The organism is Rhodococcus sp. NPDC047139 (assembly GCF_040643435.1).
Taxonomy (GTDB): domain Bacteria; phylum Actinomycetota; class Actinomycetes; order Mycobacteriales; family Mycobacteriaceae; genus Rhodococcus.
This window is the reverse complement of sequence record NZ_JBEYUH010000009.1, coordinates 98,580-117,615: the sequence shown is the minus strand read 5'-3', so window position 1 is coordinate 117,615 and position 19,036 is coordinate 98,580. Positions and strand designations below refer to the sequence as shown.

Genomic DNA, 19,036 nt, shown 5'->3' with positions numbered 1-19,036 from the left:
GGGTAGTCGATCGGAGGTGGTGAACCGGGTGGAAGTCGTGTGACCTGCGCGGTAGGTCTCTGCTTGACGGAGAGCACCGGAGTCGGGTCTACTTGAGAAATCGAAAGTATGTTCGAATAAAGTTCGAGCCTGGCCACGACTTCCCCGTGGTCGGCCGGTCGTGTGCGTAAGACGGCAGGCGGATGACAAGGGGTGACAGTGGGCGAGGTGGCCGAATTTTCGGTGGGCGGCGAAGATGCGACCCGCGCGGAGCGGATCGAGGCGTTGCGTCGCCGTATCGCATCGGTACCGGCACGCGGCGAGTTGTCGGCGGTCGCGCGAGGCCGGGTCGAGACCACAGCCGACCGCATTCTGCCCGTTCCGGATCCCCTCGCGGAACTGTTCCCGCACGGCGGCCTGGTACGAGGGAGCATCGTCGCTGTCTCCGGCGCCACCTCGCTTCTCCTCGGGATGCTCGCGTCCGTGACCGCTTCGGGCGGGTACGCCGCGGTGATCGGTCAGCGCAGGTTGGGCTTGCTCGCCGCGGCGGAGATGGGAGCCCGATTGCACCGACTGGCGGTGATCCCCGACCCCGGACCGGATCCGGTGGAGATCGCCGCGGTACTACTCGACGGGATCGACCTGGTGGTGCTGGGGCTCGGCGGAGCATCGGTGCCCCCATCCCGTACCCGCGCGGTCGCTGCCCGGGTGCGGAGCAAACAGTCCGTCCTCGTGGTCACCGATGGCCGCTGGGAGGGGGCACAGGTGCGACTCGAGGCGCGAGTCGACGGTTATCGGGGTGTGGACGGTCCGGACAGGGGCCGATTGTGCGCGACCCGATTGTCGGTCCGGGCACACGGACGGGCGTTCTCCCCGCGCGCTATGCGCGTCGAGGTGTGCGCCGACCGCAGCGCCGTCGAATGGACGAGTGGCGATCGGAATCGTCTGGAGGACGGTCGTTTCCGTAAAGCAGCCCGGTGAACGGCTCGTCTCTTCGCCGACCGCCCGCCCGGGTCGTGGCCCTCTGGTGCCCCGACTGGCCCGCGGTAGCCGCTGCCACCGCCGCCGAATTGCCTGCGACCGTCCCGATCGCGGTGGTCTCGGCGAATCGTGTCGTCGCATGCTCGGCCTCGGCGCGGGTCGCGGGGGTCCGGCGCGGTCTGAGGCGGCGCGAGGCTCAGGCTCGCTGTCCGGAACTGCATGTGGCCCGCGCGGATCCGGATCTCGAGGCGCGGACGTTCGAAGCGGTGGTGGCTGCGATCGACGCGGTGGCCCCGGGCGTGGAGGTCTTGCGTCCGGGATTGGTGGTGCTCGCGGCGCGCGGTGTGGTCCGGTGGTTCGGCTCGGAAGAGGCCGCTGCGGAAGCCTTGATCGACGCGGTCGCGGCCACCGGGGTGGAGTGTCAGGTCGGTATCGCCGACGAATTGTCCACCGCGGTCCTCGCCGCGCGGCGTGACGCCCTGGTGCCGGCGGGGCGGTGCGCCGAGTTCCTCGCCCCACTGCCCGTCTCGTATCTTGCGGTGGAGCCGGCTCTGGCGGCATCCCGGCGAGTCGACACGGTGGACCTCCTGCGACGACTCGGGATTCGCACCATCGGAGCGTTCGCTGCGCTGTCCCCGGTCGATGTGGCCTCGCGATTCGATGCGGACGTGGTCGCTGCCCACCGGAGTGCACGGGGACTGCCGGAACGTCCCCCCTCGGGGCGGCCGATACCTCCGGACCTGACGGTCGAGCATGTCTGCGACCCGCCAATCGACCGGGTGGACGCGGCGGCCTTCGCCGGTCGCACACTCGCCGAACTGCTCCACACCCGACTCGCCGCGGCCGGGGTCGCGTGCACACGACTGCTCGTGACGGCACGCACCGGGGCGGGGGAGGAACTCGCGCGCACCTGGCGCTGCGCCGAACCACTCACCCCCGAGGGCACGGCCGACCGGGTGCGGTGGCAGCTCGACGGGTGGCTCACCGGTCGCAATGCGAACCGCCCCACGGCAGGAATCGTGTTGTTGCGCCTCGAACCGGTCGAGGTCGTGACCGCCGGCGCGCTGCAACCGGGGCTGTGGGGTGGTGTCGGAGACGAGGACGAACGAGCACGTCGAGCGCTCGTCCGGGTACAGGGGCTGCTCGGCGGAGATGCTGTCCGGACCGGAGTACTCGGCGGAGGGCGCGGGCCCACCGAACGGATCGTCCTCGTGCCCGTCGGAGACGAGGTGATACCGCACTCCGATCCTGAGGCACCCTGGCCGGGCCGACTGCCGCCCCCGGCTCCCGCGCTGGTGTTGCACGCACCCCCCGCGATCCGCCTGGACGACGACGTGGGGAATCCGGTCTCGGTGACCGAGCGCGGCCTGCTCAGTGGGTCACCTGCTCGGCTGCGATGGGGAAGTCGCAGTTGGACGGTGATCGGATGGGCCGGTCCGTGGCCGGTGGACGACTGCTGGTGGGATCCGGCCGCTGCGCGGTGTATTGCCCGCCTACAGGTGCTGCTCCACGGATCCCGGGCGTTGCTGGTGTTCTTCGGCGCGGACGGCTGGCGGGTGGAGGGTGTCTACGACTGAGTAGGCTCGATCATCATGAGATCTCGGGTTCTCACCGCTGCGCCGAACGGGGTCGACCTCGCATATCGCGAGATCACGTCGCCCGCTGCCGCACGTTCCGTCCCGGTGCTGCTGGTGCACGGAATGGGTGGCGACGGGCGCACGTGGACCCGGTTCGCCGGAGCGCTGGTGAAGGCCGGCCGGCGAGTGATCACGGTCGATCTGCGCGGACACGGACGCAGCGCCCGGGCCGCCTCGTACCACTTCGGCGAGTTCGTCGCCGATGTCGCCGGGTTGTGTGCTCATCTCGGTGTCGATGCCGTCGACCTCGTCGGCCACTCGCTCGGCGGCCACGTCGGATCTCTGGTCGCGCAGAGGCATCCCGGCTTGATCCGGCGGCTCGTCCTCGAGGAGACACCCCTGCCGCTACGGGAGGGGGATCCGGTGCCGAAGGTGCCCGCCCACCGTCCGACTCCTGCGGAGTTGTGGCATGCGACCAGCAGTCTGGTGTTCAACCCCCGAGCGGTCACCGCGTTCGACCGTTCGATGACCACCTCCGTCGTCACCCAGTTCCACACGCCGAATCCGACGTGGTGGCGCCATCTTCCGTCGCTCGACGCACCCACCCTCCTGCTGCGCGGCGTGCGGCGCGGCAGCATGGTCGACCCGCGACTCCTGGCGGCGGCGCTCGAGGCGCTCCCATCGGCATCCGTGCGGGAGGTCGGCTGCGGGCACAGCATCCACCGCGACCGTGCCCGGGATTTCGCAGCAGCAGTCGTCCCGTTCCTCACGGATCGAGTCGTTACCTAGACTGCACGATCGTGCGCATCGCGACATTCAACATAAACGGCATCCGCGCTGCACAGCGGCGTGGATTCGAGGACTGGCTGCGCGAGCGCAATCCCGATGTCGTGGCCCTGCAGGAGGTACGCGCTCCGGCGGCTGCGATCCCCCACGGTGTGTTCGGCAAGTACCACCTCGCCTACGACGAGGGCACCCTTCCCGGCCGGAACGGCGTCGGGATTCTGACACTCCACGAGCCGGCGGCCGTGCGCACCTGGAGCGGCACCGCCCTGGTGCGGTTACCCGGTGAGGAACACGTCGACCGGATCGAGTTCGACCGGGGACCGCTGGCACGGGGGCTGGCCGAGTTCGCCCATGAAGGCCGATACGTGGAGGTGGACCTTGCCGACGCGCCGATCACCGTGGCGTCGCTGTACCTACCGAAGGGTGGTCTTCCGGCGCACCTCCAGAAACCCGGTCGCATGCGCGACGAACCGGACGGAGGTGTCCGGTACCGACGCAAGATGCGCTTTCTCGCCGCCTTCACCCGGCAACTGACCCGTACCCGACTCGCGGCGAACGCCCGGGGCCGTGAGTTCCTCGTGATGGGCGACTTCAACGTCGCACACACGCGATACGACGTGCGCAACTGGCGGCGCCGCGGCAGGGCCGAGGGCTTTCTCCCGGAGGAACGTGCCTGGTTCGGCTCGCTGCTGTCGCCGCGCACCCTCGTCGACGTCGTCCGCCGGCATCATCCGGAGACGGACGGACCCTATTCGTGGTGGTCGTGGCTGGGGGATTCGTTCGCGTCGGACTCCGGCTGGCGGATCGACTACCACCTCGCCACCCCGCGACTGGCCAAGACCGCGATCTCCGCGGGGACCGACCGTGATCCGTCGCCGGACCGGCGGATCAGCGACCATGCGCCGGTCGTCGTGGACTACGACATGTGATCAGTACATGGTGACGATCTGACGAAGGGCTGCTCCGTCGGCCAGAGTGTCCATCGCCTCGTTGATCCGGCGGAGCGGCAGGTGACCGGTGACGAGGCGTTCGACCGGGAGGCGTCCCTCGCGCCACATGTCCACGAACCGGGGGATGTCGCGGCTCGGGACGGCGGAGCCGAGATAGCTGCCGACCAGCGAACGCCCCTCGCCGACGAGGGCTGCGGGTGAGACTTCGAGCCGGGCGTCGGGTGCGGGAAGCCCGACGGTCACCGTGGTGCCTCCCGGACCCGTGAGCGCGACCGCCGTGACGAGTGCGGGCACGCTTCCCGCGGCTTCGACGACCAGCCTCGCCTTCACGCCCCGGTCGATGGCCTCGTCCGGTGAGAAGACGTGCTCGGCGCCCAGCGCGCGGGCCGTCTCCCGCTTGTCCGGGGAAGTGTCCACGGCGATTACGGTGACGTCGTCGTGAGCCAGGGCCACGAGCAGGGCGGCCATGCCCACTCCGCCGAGACCGACGACGACGAGGGTGTCTCCGGGCAGTGGGCGAGCGGCATTGACGACCGCGCCGCCACCGGTCAGCACGGCGCATCCCATGAGCGCGGCGACTTCGGCGGGTACGTCGTCGCCGACACCGACGAGGGATCGCGTATCGACGACGGCATGTGTCGCGAAGGCCGACACCCCCAGGTGGTGGTGGACATCGCCCTCGCGGCGGTGCAGTCGCCGGGCACCCGACAGCAGCGTTCCGGCGGCGTTCGCGGACGAACCCGGGATGCAGGGGCGGGTGCCGTTGCTCGCGCAGCCTTCGCATTCTCCGCAGCGCGGCATGAAGGTCATCACGACCCGCTCACCGACCGAGAATCCGGTGACGTCGTCACCGAGTTCGATGATGCGACCGGCCGCTTCGTGACCGAGGAGCATGGGCACCGGACGTGGCCGGTTGCCGTCGACGACGGACAGATCGGAGTGGCACACACCGGCACATTCGATCCGGACGAGCGCTTCGCCCGCTCCCGGCGGATCCAATTCGAGTGTGTCCACAGTCAGCGGTGTGGACTGCCGGTAACGGCGCCCACGTCCGATCTCCTCCAGAACTGCTCCCGTGATCCGCACGAGTCTCCCTTCCGTGGGTCGGTGGATCGTTCGTCCCCCTGGCCGTTCGTACCCCTAGCATCGTGAGCATGTCACTTACTCGGGCGGATCGCTTCCTCGTCGGCGCCACCGCCGTCTTCATCGTCTCCCAGGCGAACATCGGCCGGGTTCTGGGATCCACGGCCACGACGGTGGGCACCGTGCAGACCACCTTCTCGGCCTCGAAGTACCGGAAGATCCTCGACAATCTCGGTCCCGACGAGATCGAGCGTTACCGGCAGCACTACTACTGGGACATGGTGCATCCGGCGACCTTCGCCATCGCGTTGCGCGCAGGTGCGCGATCGCTCGACGAACACCGTCCGCTCTCGCCGCGCACGCGCCGGATCCTGATGGCCGCACCGGTGATCGCCGCCGCGGGCGACTACGTGGAGAACGTCGTCGGCCTGTATCTGCTCGACCACCGGACTCGCATCGACGACCGGACGGTCCGTGCCGCATCGACCGTCAGTGTGACCAAATGGGTGCTGGCGCTGGGCAGCTTCGCGTATCTCTCGCAGGGATTCCTGCGAGTGTGGGGCAAGGCCGCACTCCGCCGTCTGCGCCGCGAGGGATGAGGCACGGCGTGGAGGGTGCCGACCCCCTGCGGGAGAACGCGGGCCACAATGTCCGCGTGACGACCCTCCCCGCTGCCACCTGCGCCACGATGTCCGCTCTCGACGAGCCGCTGCCCGGAACGGCCGCGACAGCTCCGGGTTATGTGTGCTTCGAGGTGCCGACCGGCTGGGGCCGCGACGTGCTCGACGGCACCGCTCTCGGTGCCGATCTGTCGGAGGAACTGTCCGCGAGGGCGAAGACGGCGGATGTGCGGATCCTGTTCGTCCGGCGGCCCGGTCGTGACGTCGTGCGCGAGACCCGGACGGTCCTGATCGCCCGCACCGAACCGGAGAACGCCTGGTGCGAGCGGGTCGAGATCGCCGATCCCGCAGAACTGCTCGACATCGTCCCCCGAGTGCTCGCGGGTCCGGCTCCCGGCATCGGCACTGCGGTGCAGGGTCCGATCGCCCTCGTGTGCGCTCACGGCAAACGTGACCGGTGCTGTGCCGTGCTCGGCCGTCCGATCGCTGCCGCTCTCACCTCGGAGTTCGGAGCGGACGTGTGGGAGTGCTCGCACACCGGCGGGCACCGCTTCGCACCCTCGATGATCGTGCTTCCCACGGGCTACACCTACGGGCGCCTCGACGTGGACGACAGCGCCACCGCCCTCCGTGAGCTCCGAGGCGGAGGGGTGTACACCCGAGGGCTGCGGGGTCGAAGCACGTGGAGTGCGGCCGGGCAGGTCGCCGAGATCGCTGTCCGCGAGGCGATCGGCGACTACTCGATGGATGCCGTGACCGTCGAGGACGGAGACGAGCCGATCGTGCGTCACCGCGACGGCCGGGCGTGGCAGGTCGGGACGGAGACCTCGGAACTGCCGGCGCGACCGGCGAGCTGCGGTGCCGCTGCCAAGCCGATACGTCCCGTGGTCGCGACGACGATCACCCCGCTCCGGTAACCAGGAACGGAGCGAGCGGCAGGGGCGGTCTCAGTGCCCCAGACCGACCTTCGCGTGCACGCGTTTCATCCACGCCGGGGCCCACCAGTTGGCCTCGCCCATGAGCTTGACCAACGACGGCACGAGCAGCATGCGCACGATCGTCGCGTCGATGATCAACGCGACGATCATGCCCACCCCGAGGAAGCGCATGATCGACAGGCCGGAGATGGTGAAGGCGCCGGTGACCACGATCAACAGGAGCGCTGCGGCGGTGACGACGCGTCCCGTGCGGGCGATGCCGTACTCGACCGCTTCGACCGTTGTCGCCCCGGCTGCGCGAGCCTCCATCATGCGGGACATGAGGAACACCTCGTAGTCGGTGGACAGGCCGAAGACCACCGCCAGGATCAGGACGACGAAGGTCGGTTCCATCGCCGCGGGAACGACATGCAACAGGGAGGCGCCGTTCCCGAGTTGGAACACCCAGGTCAGAACGCCGAAGGTCGCAGCGAGGCTCAAGGCTGCCATGAGCACCGCCTTGATCGGCAGTGCCACCGACCCGAACGCCAGGAAGAGCAGCACCAGGGTGGAGATCACCATGACCGCGATCATCCAGGGGAGAGATTCCGAGACGGCCTGGTTCGCATCGTCGACGAGGGCCCGACCACCTCCGACCAACAGGTCGGTGCCGTCCGGCACGGGGAGGGCGCGTAGTTCACCGGTGATCGCACTCGCCCGCTCGGTGCCGTCGACGCCCTGCGCGTAGAGGGCCTGGAGAACCACCACGTCGGATTCCTCACCGACGATGACGGTCTGCGAGATGCCGTCGACCTTGGCGACCTCACCGGCCACCGTGCGCACGGCAGCACTGTCAGGGGCCTGCCCGTTCTCCCCGCGCAGGACGAGCGTCGCGCCGTTGCCGGTGCTCGGGAACTCGTCGAGCAGGGTCTGGGTGGCCGCGCGGGCCTCACTGTCCTCGGGCAGAGCCGTGTACTCGATCTCCCCGAAGCGGGCCTCGACCACGGGCGAAGCCAGTACGAGCAGACCCGCGGTGATCACCACGGCGATCGTCGCGGGACGGCGCACCACCCTGCGGACGACACCTCCCCAGAAGCGTCGCGCCCGGGCCTCGCTGCGAGTGGAGCTCTCCCGATCCCAGGTCCACGCGTTGATACGGTGGCCGAGCATCGTCAGCAGCGCCGGAACGGCGGTCAGCGACAACACGGCAGCGCCGAGGACAGCGGCCATGGCGCCGAGGCCGAGCGATCGCAGCACCGTCTGCGGGAAGACGAGCATGCCGGCGAAAGCGCAGATCAGCAGGGCTGCGGAGAACATCACGGTGTGACCGGCGGTGGCCATCGTCCGTTTCACCGCCGAGGCGACGTCCGAGCCCGCGGCGAGTTCCTCGCGATAGCGGCCGACGATGAACAGTCCGTAGTCGATGGCCAGACCCAGGCCGATCAGCGACGTGATGTTGAGCGCATAGGACGACACGTCGGTGAAGATCGACAACAGGCGCAGCGTGGCGAGGGACGAGAAGATCGCCAGCACTCCCACGAACACCGGAACCGCGGCGGCGATCACACCGCCGAAGATGAACACGAGCAACACCAGCGTGATCGGAATCGCGATGAGTTCGGATCGGACGAGGTCGCTTTCCAAGGTGTCCGTGAACTCGATGGCGACCACGGTGTTGCCGGCGAACTGCGACTCCACGCCCGGGACCTCGAGCAGTTCGAGCGCATCGGGGAAGTTCGCGGTGGTGACGCCGGAGTTCGCGCCGAGTGTGATCGACGCGGCTACGCTGCGTTGATCGGTCGACAGCAGCATCTGGTTCAGCGGCGGGGGAGCGGTCCAGTAGGTCGAGATCGTCTCGGCGGGGACCGCCTCCTGGAACTCGGCGAGAGTTCTCTCGACGTCGGGACGGATGTCGTCGATCGTGCGCCCTTCGGGTGCGGTGTAGAGCGCGATGATGTCCGCGGCCTGCGACCCGAAGTTCTCGTAGATGATCCGCTCGACCTCGACGGCTTCGCTGTCTGGGTCGTAGTAGCCCGTACCCGCCAGCTTGCCGAAGATCCCGACACCCCAGGCGCCCGCGAAGAGCACGATGAGCAACACGATCGCCAGTACCCACCGGCTCCTGGTGACGACGATCTCGGCCCAGCGATTCATGCGCACTCCCGGTTCCGCTGACGATTGTGACGATCGGCAACTGTACTGGCGCCTGACGGGGAGGATTTCACCGCGCTCGGCGCAACCGGGAGGGAGGTCTCCGACGGAGGGAAGGAGGGGCGGACCGACGCGCCGGATGCCTCACGGCACGTTGCGCAACGTGGCTCCAGCCGGACGGTATTCCACGAAGGCGTTTTCTCATCGGCTCCGGGGCGTACGCGACGCGCCGATCCACACTCCTCAACAGGGGTGGCCGCCGATCCATTCCCGAAGCGGTGGAAGTGACGGGGTTCATCCACCGTCGTGCGCATGATGCGCGGCGCCGGTCGCGTGCGTCACCTCGTGCACCTCGTCGGCGCCGACCACCACGAACTGTCCCATCATGCCGCTGTCCTGTGTACCAGGAGTTTCACGACATTCATGCTCGCGCTCCCACACCGTCGGCACATCCGGCGTGGAACCGGATCTCGCGGTGGGGGAGAACCCTGACGGACACTCAGGAGATGCTGCGCAGGCGCGCGGCCCGGCGCACGAGATGGTCGCGCTCGGGGACGCTGGTCGCGAGATGCGCGGCCTCCGCGTACAGCCGTGCTGCCGTTGCCGTGTCGCCGGCGCGCTCGTGGAGATAGGCGGAGGCCGCCGTGTATCGGGGCAAGGTGGGATCGAGCTCCGCCAAAGCGGCCAGGCCTGCCTGGGGGCCGTCTGCCTCACCGAGCGCGACGGCGCGGTTGAGGCGTGCCACGGGATTGTCCGTGAACCGCAGGAGTTCGTCGTACCACTCGGCGATCTGTACCCAGTCGGTCTCCTCGGAGGTGCGCGCGTCGGCGTGCAGCGCGGCCACGGCCGCCTGTGCCTGGAACTCCCCGAGCCTGTCGCGAGCGAGCGCGGCCTGGAGGATCTGCACTCCCTCACCGATCATCTGCGTGTCCCACAACCGGCGGTCCTGTTCGGCGAGGGGGACGAGGCTGCCGTCCGGCCGGGTTCGTGCCGCCCGGCGGGCGTGGTGGAGCAACATCAAGGCGAGCAGGCCCGCCACCTCTTCGTGGTCGATCACCGCCGCCAGCCGGCGCGTGAGGCGGATGGACTCGGTGGCCAGGTCGACGTCGCCCGAATAGCCCTCGTTGAAGACGAGATAGAGCACTCGCAGCACCGTGGCCACGTCACCCGGCCGGTCCAGCCGCACGTCCGCGACCGTGCGTTTGGCCCGGCTGATCCGCTGGGCCATCGTCGCTTCCGGGACGAGATATGCCTGGGCGATCTGCTTGGTGGTCAGTCCTCCCACGGCGCGCAGGGTCAGCGCGACGGCCGATGCGGGAGTGAGGGACGGATGGGCGCACAGGAAGTACAGGGCCAGCGTGTCGTCCACCGACCCCGCCGGGCCCGGGCGGGGCTCCGCCTCGACGAGGATCTCGCGGCGTCTGCGGGAGCTGTCCGCGCGCACGGTGTCGAGGAATCTGCGCCAGGCCACCGAGACCAGCCAGCCCTTCGGGTCGCGCGGCGGCTCCTCCGGCCATACCCGGAGGGCTTCGACGAGTGCGTCCTGCACGGCATCCTCGGCCGCCGCGAAATCCGATCCGCGGCGGACGAGGATGCCGATCACGGCGGGAACCAGCGTGCGCAGAAGAGTGTCGTCGCCGATAGTTGCCGCCACGGCCCTCACTCCGTGACGGTGGGAGGCGCCGTGAGAAACGGCCGGACCTCGAGCCATTCGTGGATGGGCTTTCCGCCCGCTCCCGGCGCGGCGGAGAGTTCGCCGGCCAGTTCGAGGGCCCGGTCGTAGCTGTCGACGTCGATCACCATCCACCCGGCGATGAGCTCCTTCGTCTCCGGGAACGGCCCGTCGGTGACGGGGGGACGCCCCTCGCCGTCGTACCGGACGAAGGTGCCCTCGGGTGAGAGCGCCTGGGCGTCGACGAACTCGCCGGTGCTCTCGAGGCGGGCGGCGAAATCGTTCATGAACCCGATGTGGGCGGAGACCTCGTCCGGCTCCCACTGATCCATGGGTACGTCGTTCACCGCAGCCGGGGCGCCGCGGTAATGCTTGAGCAGCAGGTACTTGGCCATGCTCTTCTCCTCTGTGCGGTACGGCCCATTGTGGCCGTGCTCATGGAGGAGACGGAACCGCTTCCCGATTCTCGACATCCCGCCGCGGAGTCTCCGAGGTTAAGGTCGCGGCATGCGTATTCATCTCGGACCCGGCCATGACGACCATCTCGCCGCGGCGATCGTCGCCGGCGGCGGAACCATCTCCGAGCTGGATGAGGCCGACGCCCTGGTGTGGGACGGAAGCGCCGAGGAGTTCCCGGCTCTGCCCGATCGGGTGCGATGGGTGCAGCTCACCTATGCCGGCATCGAACCGTTCTTCCGGGCGGGCCTGATCGACGACCGGCGGGTGTGGGCGAATGCATCCGGTGTGTACGCCGACAATGTGGCCGAATATGCGGTCGGGGCGCTGCTCGTGGGGTTGCGGCAGTTCCACGCGTCGATCGCCGCGAAGCGGTGGAGCAAGGATCTGCTCGACCCGCGGGTCCGCACGCTCCACGGATCGACCGTCGCGATCGTCGGGTGCGGCGGCATCGGCCGGGCGATGATCCCCCGATTGCGGGCATTCGGTGCGGACGTCGTCGCGGTCAACCGGTCGGGGCGTCCGGTGGAAGGGGCGAAGGTGACCTTGCCGGCCGACCGGACGGCGGAGGTGTGGTCGCTGGCCGATCACTTCGTGGTCGCCGCACCTGCGACCGCCGAGACCGACCGTCTCGTCGACGCCGCAGCCCTCGGGGCGATGCCGGAGACGGCGTGGCTGGTGAACGTTGCGCGAGGCAATCTCGTCGACACCGATGCGCTGGTGGAAGCGCTCCGGAACGGAGTGATCGCCGGGGCGGTACTCGACGTCACCGATCCCGAACCGTTGCCGGAGGGTCATCCCCTGTGGGATCTCGACAATGCCGTGATCACTCCGCACATCGCCAACACCCGCAGCCGTCTGACGGAGACCTTCGCCCCCACACTCGAGGAGAACGTACGTCGGTTCGCCGCGGGCGAGGAACCGATCGCCCGCGTCGACCCGAACGCGGGTTACTGATCTCTCTCGGCAGCCTCCTTGATCGCCGACAGGCGACGTTCCCAGCCCGCCCCCACGGCGTCGATCGCGCGTCCCACGGCGCTGAGCCTCGATCCGGCTGCGGAGAACCGGATTTCGCGACCCACTCGTTCCGACGTGACGAGACCGCACCGCTCGAGCACCGTCAGATGTTTGGCGATCGCCTGGCGGGAGACGGTGAACTCGGCTGCGAGACCGGACGCCGAATCCGGTGAGCGTCCGAGTCGTTGCAGGATGCGCCAGCGGGTGTCGTCCGCGAGGGCGGCGAAGACGGGATGCAGATCGGTGGGCATCTCGTCAGCGCGAGGCAACGGTTCCGCCCTTCTCGAGATGGCTCTTGGCGATCTCCAATTCGGTGACCCACCCCTTCGAATTCTCCTCGAAGCGGGTACGGCGCTCACCGGCGTCTCCGGGAAGCGACTCGAATCCGGTTTCGATCACCCGTAATTCGGTGGCCCCGGTGTCGAGTGCGGTGAGCCGGAACTCGACGAGAGTCGAGGGGCTGCCGGGGTCGGTGTGATCGGCCAGCCATCGGAAGGCCGCGTAGTACGGCTCGTCGAGGGTCACCGTACGGAAGACGAAGGCACCGTGGACGGGATCGTGCACCGTGGTCAGGTCTCCGTCGCGTTCGAGCCGGTGCTCGGTCCACTCGTGGTCGTTGATGTACCAGCCGGGTTCGGATACGAGCGCCCACACGCGCTCGACGGGGGCGTCGATCGTGATGCCGCGTTCGATGCGGTCGAGTTCGTCGGCCATGACTTCTCCTTCGATAGAAGAGCAACTCCAGGGTTGCACTGAATGTGCGGTGATGCAACCGCTGGGTTGCGGTGATCGTGCGGTTGTCGTCGCGCCGCGCCGAGCGGTGTCGACGGGAGCTGCGCTTTCGAGTCGTCTGTTCGAACATATGTGCGATACTGGGGCCGTCGAGGAGGTGCCTGCGTGGGATGGGGAAACGGTCCGCCGACTTGGTCGGAAATGGAACGCGTGCTCTCGGGGCGGCCACACCCCGCTTCCCGCCGGGACGTCGAACATCCCGGCGACGGGGGCGACAGTCCGGCGTGGTCGCGCACCCGTGTCGAGTACGAGGCGCGGGTTCGGCGACCGGTAGGGCCTGTCGTGCCCTACGCGGAGTTGCATGCACACTCCGCGTTCAGTTTTCTCGACGGTGCCTCGACGCCGGAGGAACTCACCGAGGAAGCAGTACGGCTCGGGCTCGAAACCCTCGCAATAACAGATCGCGACGGTCTGTACGGGGCGGTGCGATTCGCCGAAGCCGCTCGTGAACTCGGCATACGCACCGTCTTCGGTGCGGAACTGTCGCTCGACGACGCACATCTGCTCGTCCTCGCCCGCGGGCAGGAAGGTTATCGACGCTTGTCGCGGCAGATCGCCGAGGCCCACCTCGCGGGAGGGGAGAAGAACAACCCGAAATACGATTACGACGCGCTCACCGACGCCGCCGGCGGTCACTGGCAGATCCTCACCGGGTGCCGCCGAGGACACCTGCGACAGGCTCTCGATACCGGAGGAACCTCCGCGGCCGAGGCGGCGCTGCTCGACCTCGTCGAGCGGTTCGGTGCCGATCGCGTGACCGTCGAACTGACCCGGCACGGCTGTCCCGACGATCACGAGCGCAACGTCGCTCTCTTCGATCTCGCGACACGCCACCGGATCTCGTGCATTGCGAGCACGGCCGCGCACTTTGCGCAGCCACAGCGGCGACGCCTGGCGATGGCCATGGCAGCGATCTCCGGCCGGCAGAGTCTCGACGACGCCGCCGGCCGGCTTCACCCGGGCGGCGGCGGACATCTCCGGTCGGGGGAGGAGATGGCGCGGCTGTTCGAGTCCTTTCCGGATGCCGTGCGCACTGCCGCCGAACTCGGCCGCGAATGTGCCTTCGACCTGCGCCTCGTCGCCCCGCAGCTACCGCCCTTCGATGTTCCCCCCGGGCACACCGAGGACACCTGGTTGCGCGAGCTCACCTACGACGGAGCACGTGGTCGCTACGGGCCGGTCGAGCGGCATCCGGCCGCCTATCGGCAGATCGAACACGAACTCGACGTCATCGGACGGCTGGGGTTCCCGGGATACTTCCTCGTCGTCCACGACATCGTCGACTTCTGCAAACGGAACGACATCCTTTGCCAGGGAAGGGGATCGGCCGCCAACTCGGCGGTCTGTTACGCCATCGGCATCACCAATGTCGACCCCGTCGGCAACAAACTGCTCTTCGAACGGTTCCTGTCACCCGAGCGCGACGGCCCGCCCGACATCGACCTCGACATCGAGTCCGACCGGCGGGAGGAAGCGATCCAGTACGTCTACCGGAAGTACGGGCGCGCCAACGCGGCGCAGGTCGCGAACGTCATCACCTATCGTGGCCGTTCCGCTGTCCGCGACATGGCCCGTGCTCTCGGCTACTCGCAAGGACAACAGGACGCGTGGAGCAAGCTGGTCGCCCGGTGGGGCGGGGTGCGGGTCGAGACCGACGAGCAGATCCCCGAGGCAGTCCTCGATCTCGCCGAACAGATCGAAGGCCTCCCAAGGCATCTCGGTATCCACTCGGGCGGAATGGTGATCTGCGACCGGCCGATCGCAGACGTGTGCCCCGTCGAATGGGCACGGATGGAAGGGCGCACCGTCCTGCAGTGGGACAAGGACGATTGTGCCGCAGCGGGTCTCGTGAAGTTCGACCTGCTCGGCCTCGGCATGCTCTCCGCGCTCCACTACATGATCGACCTCGTCGACGAACACGAAGGTGTCCGTGTCGATCTCGCACACCTCGACCTCTCCGAAGAGGGCGTCTACGAAATGCTGTGTCGCGCCGATTCGGTGGGCGTCTTCCAGGTGGAGTCGCGGGCGCAGATGGCCACTCTGCCCCGGTTGAAGCCCCGTTGTTTCTACGATCTGGTCATCGAGGTGGCGATCATCCGGCCCGGCCCGATCCAGGGTGGTTCGGTGCATCCCTACATCCGACGCCGCAACGGTCTCGAACCCGTCTCCTACGACCATCCCTGCCTCGAGAATGCCCTCGAACGCACGCTCGGGGTTCCGCTGTTCCAGGAGCAGCTCATGCAGATGGCCGTCGACGCCGCGGGATTCAGTGCCGCGGAAGCCGACCAGTTGCGCCGCGCGATGGGGTCCAAGCGGTCGACGGAGAAGATGGAGCGCCTGCGCGGTCGCCTCTACGAGGGGATGCGGGAATTGCACGGCATCACGGGAGAAGTCGCGGACCGCATCTACGAGAAACTGCATGCGTTCGCGAATTTCGGTTTTCCCGAGAGTCATTCGCAGAGTTTTGCCTCGCTCGTGTTCTATTCGGCGTGGTTCAAACTGCACCATCCCGCCGCCTTCTGTGCGGGTCTGCTGCGCGCTCAGCCGATGGGTTTCTACTCGCCGCAATCGCTGGTCGCGGATGCCCGGCGTCACAGCGTCGTCGTCCACGGGCCCGACATCGGGGCGAGCCTCGCGCACGCCACCCTCGAGAAATCGGGCCGGGAAGTGCGACTCGGCCTGGCCACGGTGCGGCACATCGGCGACGAGCTCGCCGAACGGATCGTGATCGAACGCCGCGACCACGGCCGGTACGCCTCGCCTGCCGACCTCGCCACCAGGGTCGGCCTCACCACGGTGCAGGTCGAGGCGCTGGCCACCGCGGGTGCGTTCTCGTCGTTCGGTATCACCCGCCGCGAAGCCCTGTGGGCTGCGGCTCCGGCTGCGGCGCAACGCCCGGGACGGTTGCCGGGGGTCGGGACCGTTCCGGCACCGGCCCTCCCGGGGATGAGTGCTCTCGAGCTCGCCGCAGCCGACGTCTGGGCAACGGGAATATCGCCGGACAGCTATCCGACACAGTTCCTGCGCGACCACCTCGACGAACTCGGCGTGATCCCCGCAGCGGAACTGTTCCGGATCCCCGACGGGACACGAATCCTCGTCGGCGGTGCCGTGACCCACCGTCAGCGACCGGCGACCGCGGCGGGTGTCACCTTCCTCAACCTCGAGGACGAGACCGGAATGGTGAACGTGGTGTGCTCGGTGGGATTGTGGGCGCGCTACCGCACCCTTGCGCACACCGCACCGGCTCTGCTCGTCCGGGGGCGGCTCCAGAATGCAGAGGGGGTGGTGACGCTCCTCGCCGATCACCTCGAGCGCATGGATCTGCGGATGCCGAGCAGATCGCGGGATTTTCACTAGCGTTCCCCACGGCGGCCGTGCCCGGAAACAGATGTGCAGGGGGGAGCGCGCCGGGGTGGTGTCGGCATCGCGATACCGTGTGTGGCGTTCCTGTTCGTGTGCGCGGATGTCCTCTACCCGGCCGTCCGCTTCGTCACCCGGCGGGAATGCTCGTCCGGAACCGCCGGGACATCCGACACCGAGAGGACCGACAACGATGCGTGAGGTCGACCTGGCCGCACTCGAATCCGGGCTCGCCGAGGGGGCAGCCGTCATCGACGTCCGTGAGCGCGACGAATACGCCCAGGTACGTGTGCCCGGCGTCAAGAACATTCCGCTCAGCGAATTCGTCGCACGAATCGACGAGATCCCCACCGAGGGCACCGTCTACGTCGTCTGCGCAATGGGAGGCCGCAGCCTGCAAGCCGCACAGTACCTCTCCGGCCGCGGCATCGACGCGGTGTCCGTCGTGGGCGGCACGGACGGATGGGCCCGCTCGGGCCGCCCCGTCGAGAGCGACGCCTAGACAGCTCCGGGAAATCCGTGCTGCCGCCACGCTTCGTAGCAGGCGACGGCGGCGGCATTGGACAGATTCAGCGACCGTCGGCCGGGCAGCATCGGGATGCGGACCTGCTCGGTGACATGCGGGTCGGCGAGCACCTCGGGCGACAGCCCGGTCGGCTCCGGACCGAACAGCAGTACGTCGCCGGACCGGTACTCGATCTCCGCGTAGTTCGCCGTGCCGTGAGCGGTGAATGCGAAAACCCGCTCCGGCTGCAAGGCCGTCCACGCCGCTTCCAGATCGCTGTGCACGGTGACCGATGCAAGGTCGTGGTAATCGAGGCCGGCGCGTCGCAGCTTCGGCTCGGACAGGTCGAAACCGAGTGGTTCCACCAGGTGCAGCTCCGCGCCCGTCGCGGCGACCATACGGATGGCATTGCCGGTGTTGGGGGGAATGCGCGGCTCGTGGAACATCACTCTGAACACAACGCAGGTTAACAAGTCGAGCGTTCGTGTTCTGAGCTGGGCATCCGGGTGAGGGGACCGCCTCGGCGAGGCTATCTGCACCGACACGCGTGTGAACGTGGCCGTAACGGTGACCACACGCGTGATTTCATTCTCCCGTCGGGTTCGATGCGTTCGACCGGGGAGGGCGTATGGAGTCACCGGTAGCGACGTACCTGTCGGCGGTGCGCAGCTTCGCGGATCTGGTGCGTAGGATTCCGGAGAATCGTTGGGACGGGCCGGGTCTGGGCGGGTGGGATCTGCGTGCGCTGACCGGTCACGCCTCGCGTTCCCTGACCACGGTCGTGACATATCTCGACAGCCCTGCCGACACCGAGGACATCGAGAGCCCGGAGCAGTACTACGTCCACGTCGCGGAGCTGATGTCGGCCCTCGGTCCGGACGATGTCCTCGAACGCGGTCGTCGCGCGGGCGCCGATCTCGGTGCCGACCCGGCGACCACCGTCGACGCTCTGTCGCGGTCGGTGATCGACCGGCTCGGTGCCGGGGAGGATCGTCCGATCCGGGTGATCGGAGGAGCGGGTATGCGACTGCATTCCTACCTTCCGACGCGGACCTTCGAACTCGCCGTCCACGGTCTCGATATCGCCGCTGCCGCAGGTGTCCCCTTCACCCCTGCTGCCGACGTCCTCGAGGAGGCGACTCTGTTGGCGGCGAGAATCGCTCTGGCGCTCGGCGACGGTACGACTGTGCTGATGGCGCTGACCGGCCGGAGCTCCCTGCCCGGAGGTTATTCCGTCGTATGAGTGTTCGGCCGGATGGCGCGGATACCGGCCGCGATTCGACTCCGGAGGGGCGCCTGGAAGAATGGGCGACGTGACTGCGACGATCCTGGACGGCAAAGCAACCCGCGACGAAATCTTCGAGGACCTGAAGGTCCGCGTGGCCGCGCTGAAGGACAAGGGCGTCACGCCCGGTCTCGGCACGATCCTCGTCGGTGACGATCCGGGCTCCGCGGCCTACGTACGTGGCAAGCACAACGACTGCGCGAAGGTCGGCATCACGTCGATCCGCAAGGATCTGCCGGCCGACATCACCCAGGAGCAGCTGTTCGAGGCGATCGACGAACTCAATGCCGATCCGGCCTGCACCGGCTATATCGTCCAGCTCCCGCTGCCGAAGCATCTCGACGAGAACGCGGCGCTCGAGCGCATGGATCCGGGCAAGGACGCGGACGGACTGCACCCGGTGAACCTCGGCCGTCTCGTGCTCGGCAAGGAGGCCCCGCTGCCGTGTACTCCCCGCGGCATCATCCACCTGCTGCGCCGTTACGACGTGCCGATCGCCGGTGCGCACGTGGTGGTGGTGGGACGTGGTGTCACCGTCGGTCGTCCGATCGGGCTGCTGTTCACACGTCGTTCGGAGAATGCGACCGTCACCCTCTGCCACACCGGCACCCGTGATCTCGCCGCCGAGGTCCGTCGGGCCGACATCGTCGTCGCCGCCGCGGGAGTGCCGGGTCTCGTCACAGCCGAGATGGTCAAGCCCGGCGCCGCTGTGCTGGATGTGGGTGTTTCCCGTACCGAGGACGGACTGCGCGGCGACGTCGCCGCGGACGTGCGCGAGGTCGCGGGGTACATCTCGCCGAATCCGGGCGGTGTCGGCCCGCTCACGCGCGCGTTCCTGCTGACCAATGTCGTGGAGCGGGCCGAACAGCTCGCAGCCGGGTAGCAACGGGTCGAACCTCGGG

Annotated in this window: 18 protein-coding genes; 11 read left to right on the top strand and 7 right to left on the bottom strand. The window is 68.4% G+C overall.

What is annotated here, in order from left to right; translation table 11 throughout:
* The first annotated feature begins 198 nt into the window (after nt 1-198).
* Genes ABZ789_RS13845 through ABZ789_RS13830 form a run of 4 tightly spaced genes read left to right on the top strand, consistent with a single transcriptional unit; the run spans nt 199 to nt 4,252 of the window.
* A complete protein-coding gene (locus ABZ789_RS13845) occupies nt 199-960 on the top strand; it encodes a hypothetical protein (RefSeq protein ID WP_358424663.1) in 762 nt (253 codons plus the stop codon).
* The gene (locus ABZ789_RS13840; RefSeq protein ID WP_358424530.1) at nt 957-2,537 is read left to right on the top strand and encodes a DNA polymerase Y family protein; all 1,581 of its coding nucleotides are present in this window, start codon (nt 957-959) and stop codon (nt 2,535-2,537) included. The genes ABZ789_RS13845 and ABZ789_RS13840 overlap by 4 nt, the downstream gene beginning before the upstream one ends.
* A gap of 15 nt (nt 2,538-2,552) precedes the next feature.
* Nucleotides 2,553-3,326 carry an alpha/beta hydrolase gene (locus tag ABZ789_RS13835; RefSeq protein ID WP_358424528.1) on the top strand — a complete coding sequence of 258 codons (774 nt, stop codon included), beginning with the start codon at nt 2,553-2,555 and terminating at the stop codon, nt 3,324-3,326.
* Nucleotides 3,327-3,337: 11 nt separating this feature from the next.
* The gene (locus ABZ789_RS13830; RefSeq protein ID WP_358424526.1) at nt 3,338-4,252 is read left to right on the top strand and encodes an exodeoxyribonuclease III; all 915 of its coding nucleotides are present in this window, start codon (nt 3,338-3,340) and stop codon (nt 4,250-4,252) included.
* Here ABZ789_RS13830 and ABZ789_RS13825 read toward each other — a convergent pair whose 3' ends face one another.
* Nucleotides 4,253-5,359, bottom strand: a complete 1,107-nt coding sequence (locus tag ABZ789_RS13825) for an alcohol dehydrogenase catalytic domain-containing protein (protein WP_358424524.1) — start codon at nt 5,357-5,359, stop codon at nt 4,253-4,255.
* Nucleotides 5,360-5,427: 68 nt separating this feature from the next.
* Here ABZ789_RS13825 and ABZ789_RS13820 point away from each other — a divergent pair, with 68 nt between their 5' ends.
* Nucleotides 5,428-5,955: a hypothetical protein gene (locus ABZ789_RS13820; RefSeq protein ID WP_358424522.1), complete on the top strand. Its 528-nt coding sequence runs from the start codon at nt 5,428-5,430 to the stop codon at nt 5,953-5,955.
* Nucleotides 5,956-6,044: 89 nt separating this feature from the next.
* Nucleotides 6,045-6,893 (top strand): sucrase ferredoxin, encoded by an 849-nt coding sequence (locus ABZ789_RS13815; RefSeq protein WP_358424661.1) that lies wholly within the window; start codon nt 6,045-6,047, stop codon nt 6,891-6,893.
* Between the two features lie 30 nt (nt 6,894-6,923).
* Here the strand turns inward: ABZ789_RS13815 and ABZ789_RS13810 are convergent, their stop codons facing one another.
* From ABZ789_RS13810 to ABZ789_RS13800, 3 genes are all read right to left on the bottom strand, one after another.
* On the bottom strand, nt 6,924-9,047 hold the full coding sequence (locus tag ABZ789_RS13810; protein WP_358424520.1) for an MMPL family transporter: 2,124 nt from the start codon (nt 9,045-9,047) through the stop codon (nt 6,924-6,926).
* A gap of 496 nt (nt 9,048-9,543) precedes the next feature.
* Nucleotides 9,544-10,698, bottom strand: a complete 1,155-nt coding sequence (locus ABZ789_RS13805; protein WP_358424518.1) for a DUF6596 domain-containing protein — start codon at nt 10,696-10,698, stop codon at nt 9,544-9,546.
* Nucleotides 10,699-10,703: 5 nt separating this feature from the next.
* Complete coding sequence (locus ABZ789_RS13800; protein WP_358424516.1) at nt 10,704-11,111, bottom strand: YciI family protein; 408 nt, start codon at nt 11,109-11,111, stop codon at nt 10,704-10,706.
* 112 nt (nt 11,112-11,223) lie between these two features.
* On the opposite strand from ABZ789_RS13800, the gene ABZ789_RS13795 reads away from it, so the two are divergent.
* Nucleotides 11,224-12,129, top strand: coding sequence for a D-isomer specific 2-hydroxyacid dehydrogenase family protein (locus ABZ789_RS13795; protein WP_358424514.1), 906 nt, complete (start codon nt 11,224-11,226; stop codon nt 12,127-12,129).
* Here ABZ789_RS13795 and ABZ789_RS13790 read toward each other — a convergent pair.
* The gene (locus ABZ789_RS13790) at nt 12,123-12,440 is read right to left on the bottom strand and encodes a metalloregulator ArsR/SmtB family transcription factor (RefSeq protein ID WP_358424512.1); all 318 of its coding nucleotides are present in this window, start codon (nt 12,438-12,440) and stop codon (nt 12,123-12,125) included. The genes ABZ789_RS13795 and ABZ789_RS13790 overlap by 7 nt on opposite strands.
* 4 nt (nt 12,441-12,444) lie before the next feature.
* Nucleotides 12,445-12,903: an SRPBCC domain-containing protein gene (locus ABZ789_RS13785; protein ID WP_358424510.1), complete on the bottom strand. Its 459-nt coding sequence runs from the start codon at nt 12,901-12,903 to the stop codon at nt 12,445-12,447.
* Nucleotides 12,904-13,086: 183 nt separating this feature from the next.
* On the opposite strand from ABZ789_RS13785, the gene ABZ789_RS13780 reads away from it, so the two are divergent.
* Both ABZ789_RS13780 and ABZ789_RS13775 read left to right on the top strand, forming a co-directional pair.
* Entirely contained in the window at nt 13,087-16,341 is a 3,255-nt protein-coding gene (locus tag ABZ789_RS13780; protein WP_358424508.1) for an error-prone DNA polymerase, read from the top strand.
* A 196-nt stretch (nt 16,342-16,537) separates the two neighbouring features.
* Nucleotides 16,538-16,846, top strand: a complete 309-nt coding sequence (locus tag ABZ789_RS13775; protein ID WP_358424506.1) for a rhodanese-like domain-containing protein — start codon at nt 16,538-16,540, stop codon at nt 16,844-16,846.
* Here the strand turns inward: ABZ789_RS13775 and ABZ789_RS13770 are convergent.
* Nucleotides 16,843-17,307 (bottom strand): tRNA (cytidine(34)-2'-O)-methyltransferase, encoded by a 465-nt coding sequence (locus tag ABZ789_RS13770; protein ID WP_358424504.1) that lies wholly within the window; start codon nt 17,305-17,307, stop codon nt 16,843-16,845. The genes ABZ789_RS13775 and ABZ789_RS13770 overlap by 4 nt on opposite strands.
* Before the next feature lie 170 nt (nt 17,308-17,477).
* Between ABZ789_RS13770 and ABZ789_RS13765 the strand changes: the two genes are divergently transcribed.
* On the top strand, nt 17,478-18,092 hold the full coding sequence (locus ABZ789_RS13765; protein ID WP_358424502.1) for a maleylpyruvate isomerase N-terminal domain-containing protein: 615 nt from the start codon (nt 17,478-17,480) through the stop codon (nt 18,090-18,092).
* Nucleotides 18,093-18,162: 70 nt separating this feature from the next.
* Nucleotides 18,163-19,017: a bifunctional methylenetetrahydrofolate dehydrogenase/methenyltetrahydrofolate cyclohydrolase gene (locus ABZ789_RS13760; RefSeq protein ID WP_358424500.1), complete on the top strand. Its 855-nt coding sequence runs from the start codon at nt 18,163-18,165 to the stop codon at nt 19,015-19,017.
* The last annotated feature ends 19 nt before the right edge of the window (nt 19,018-19,036 follow it).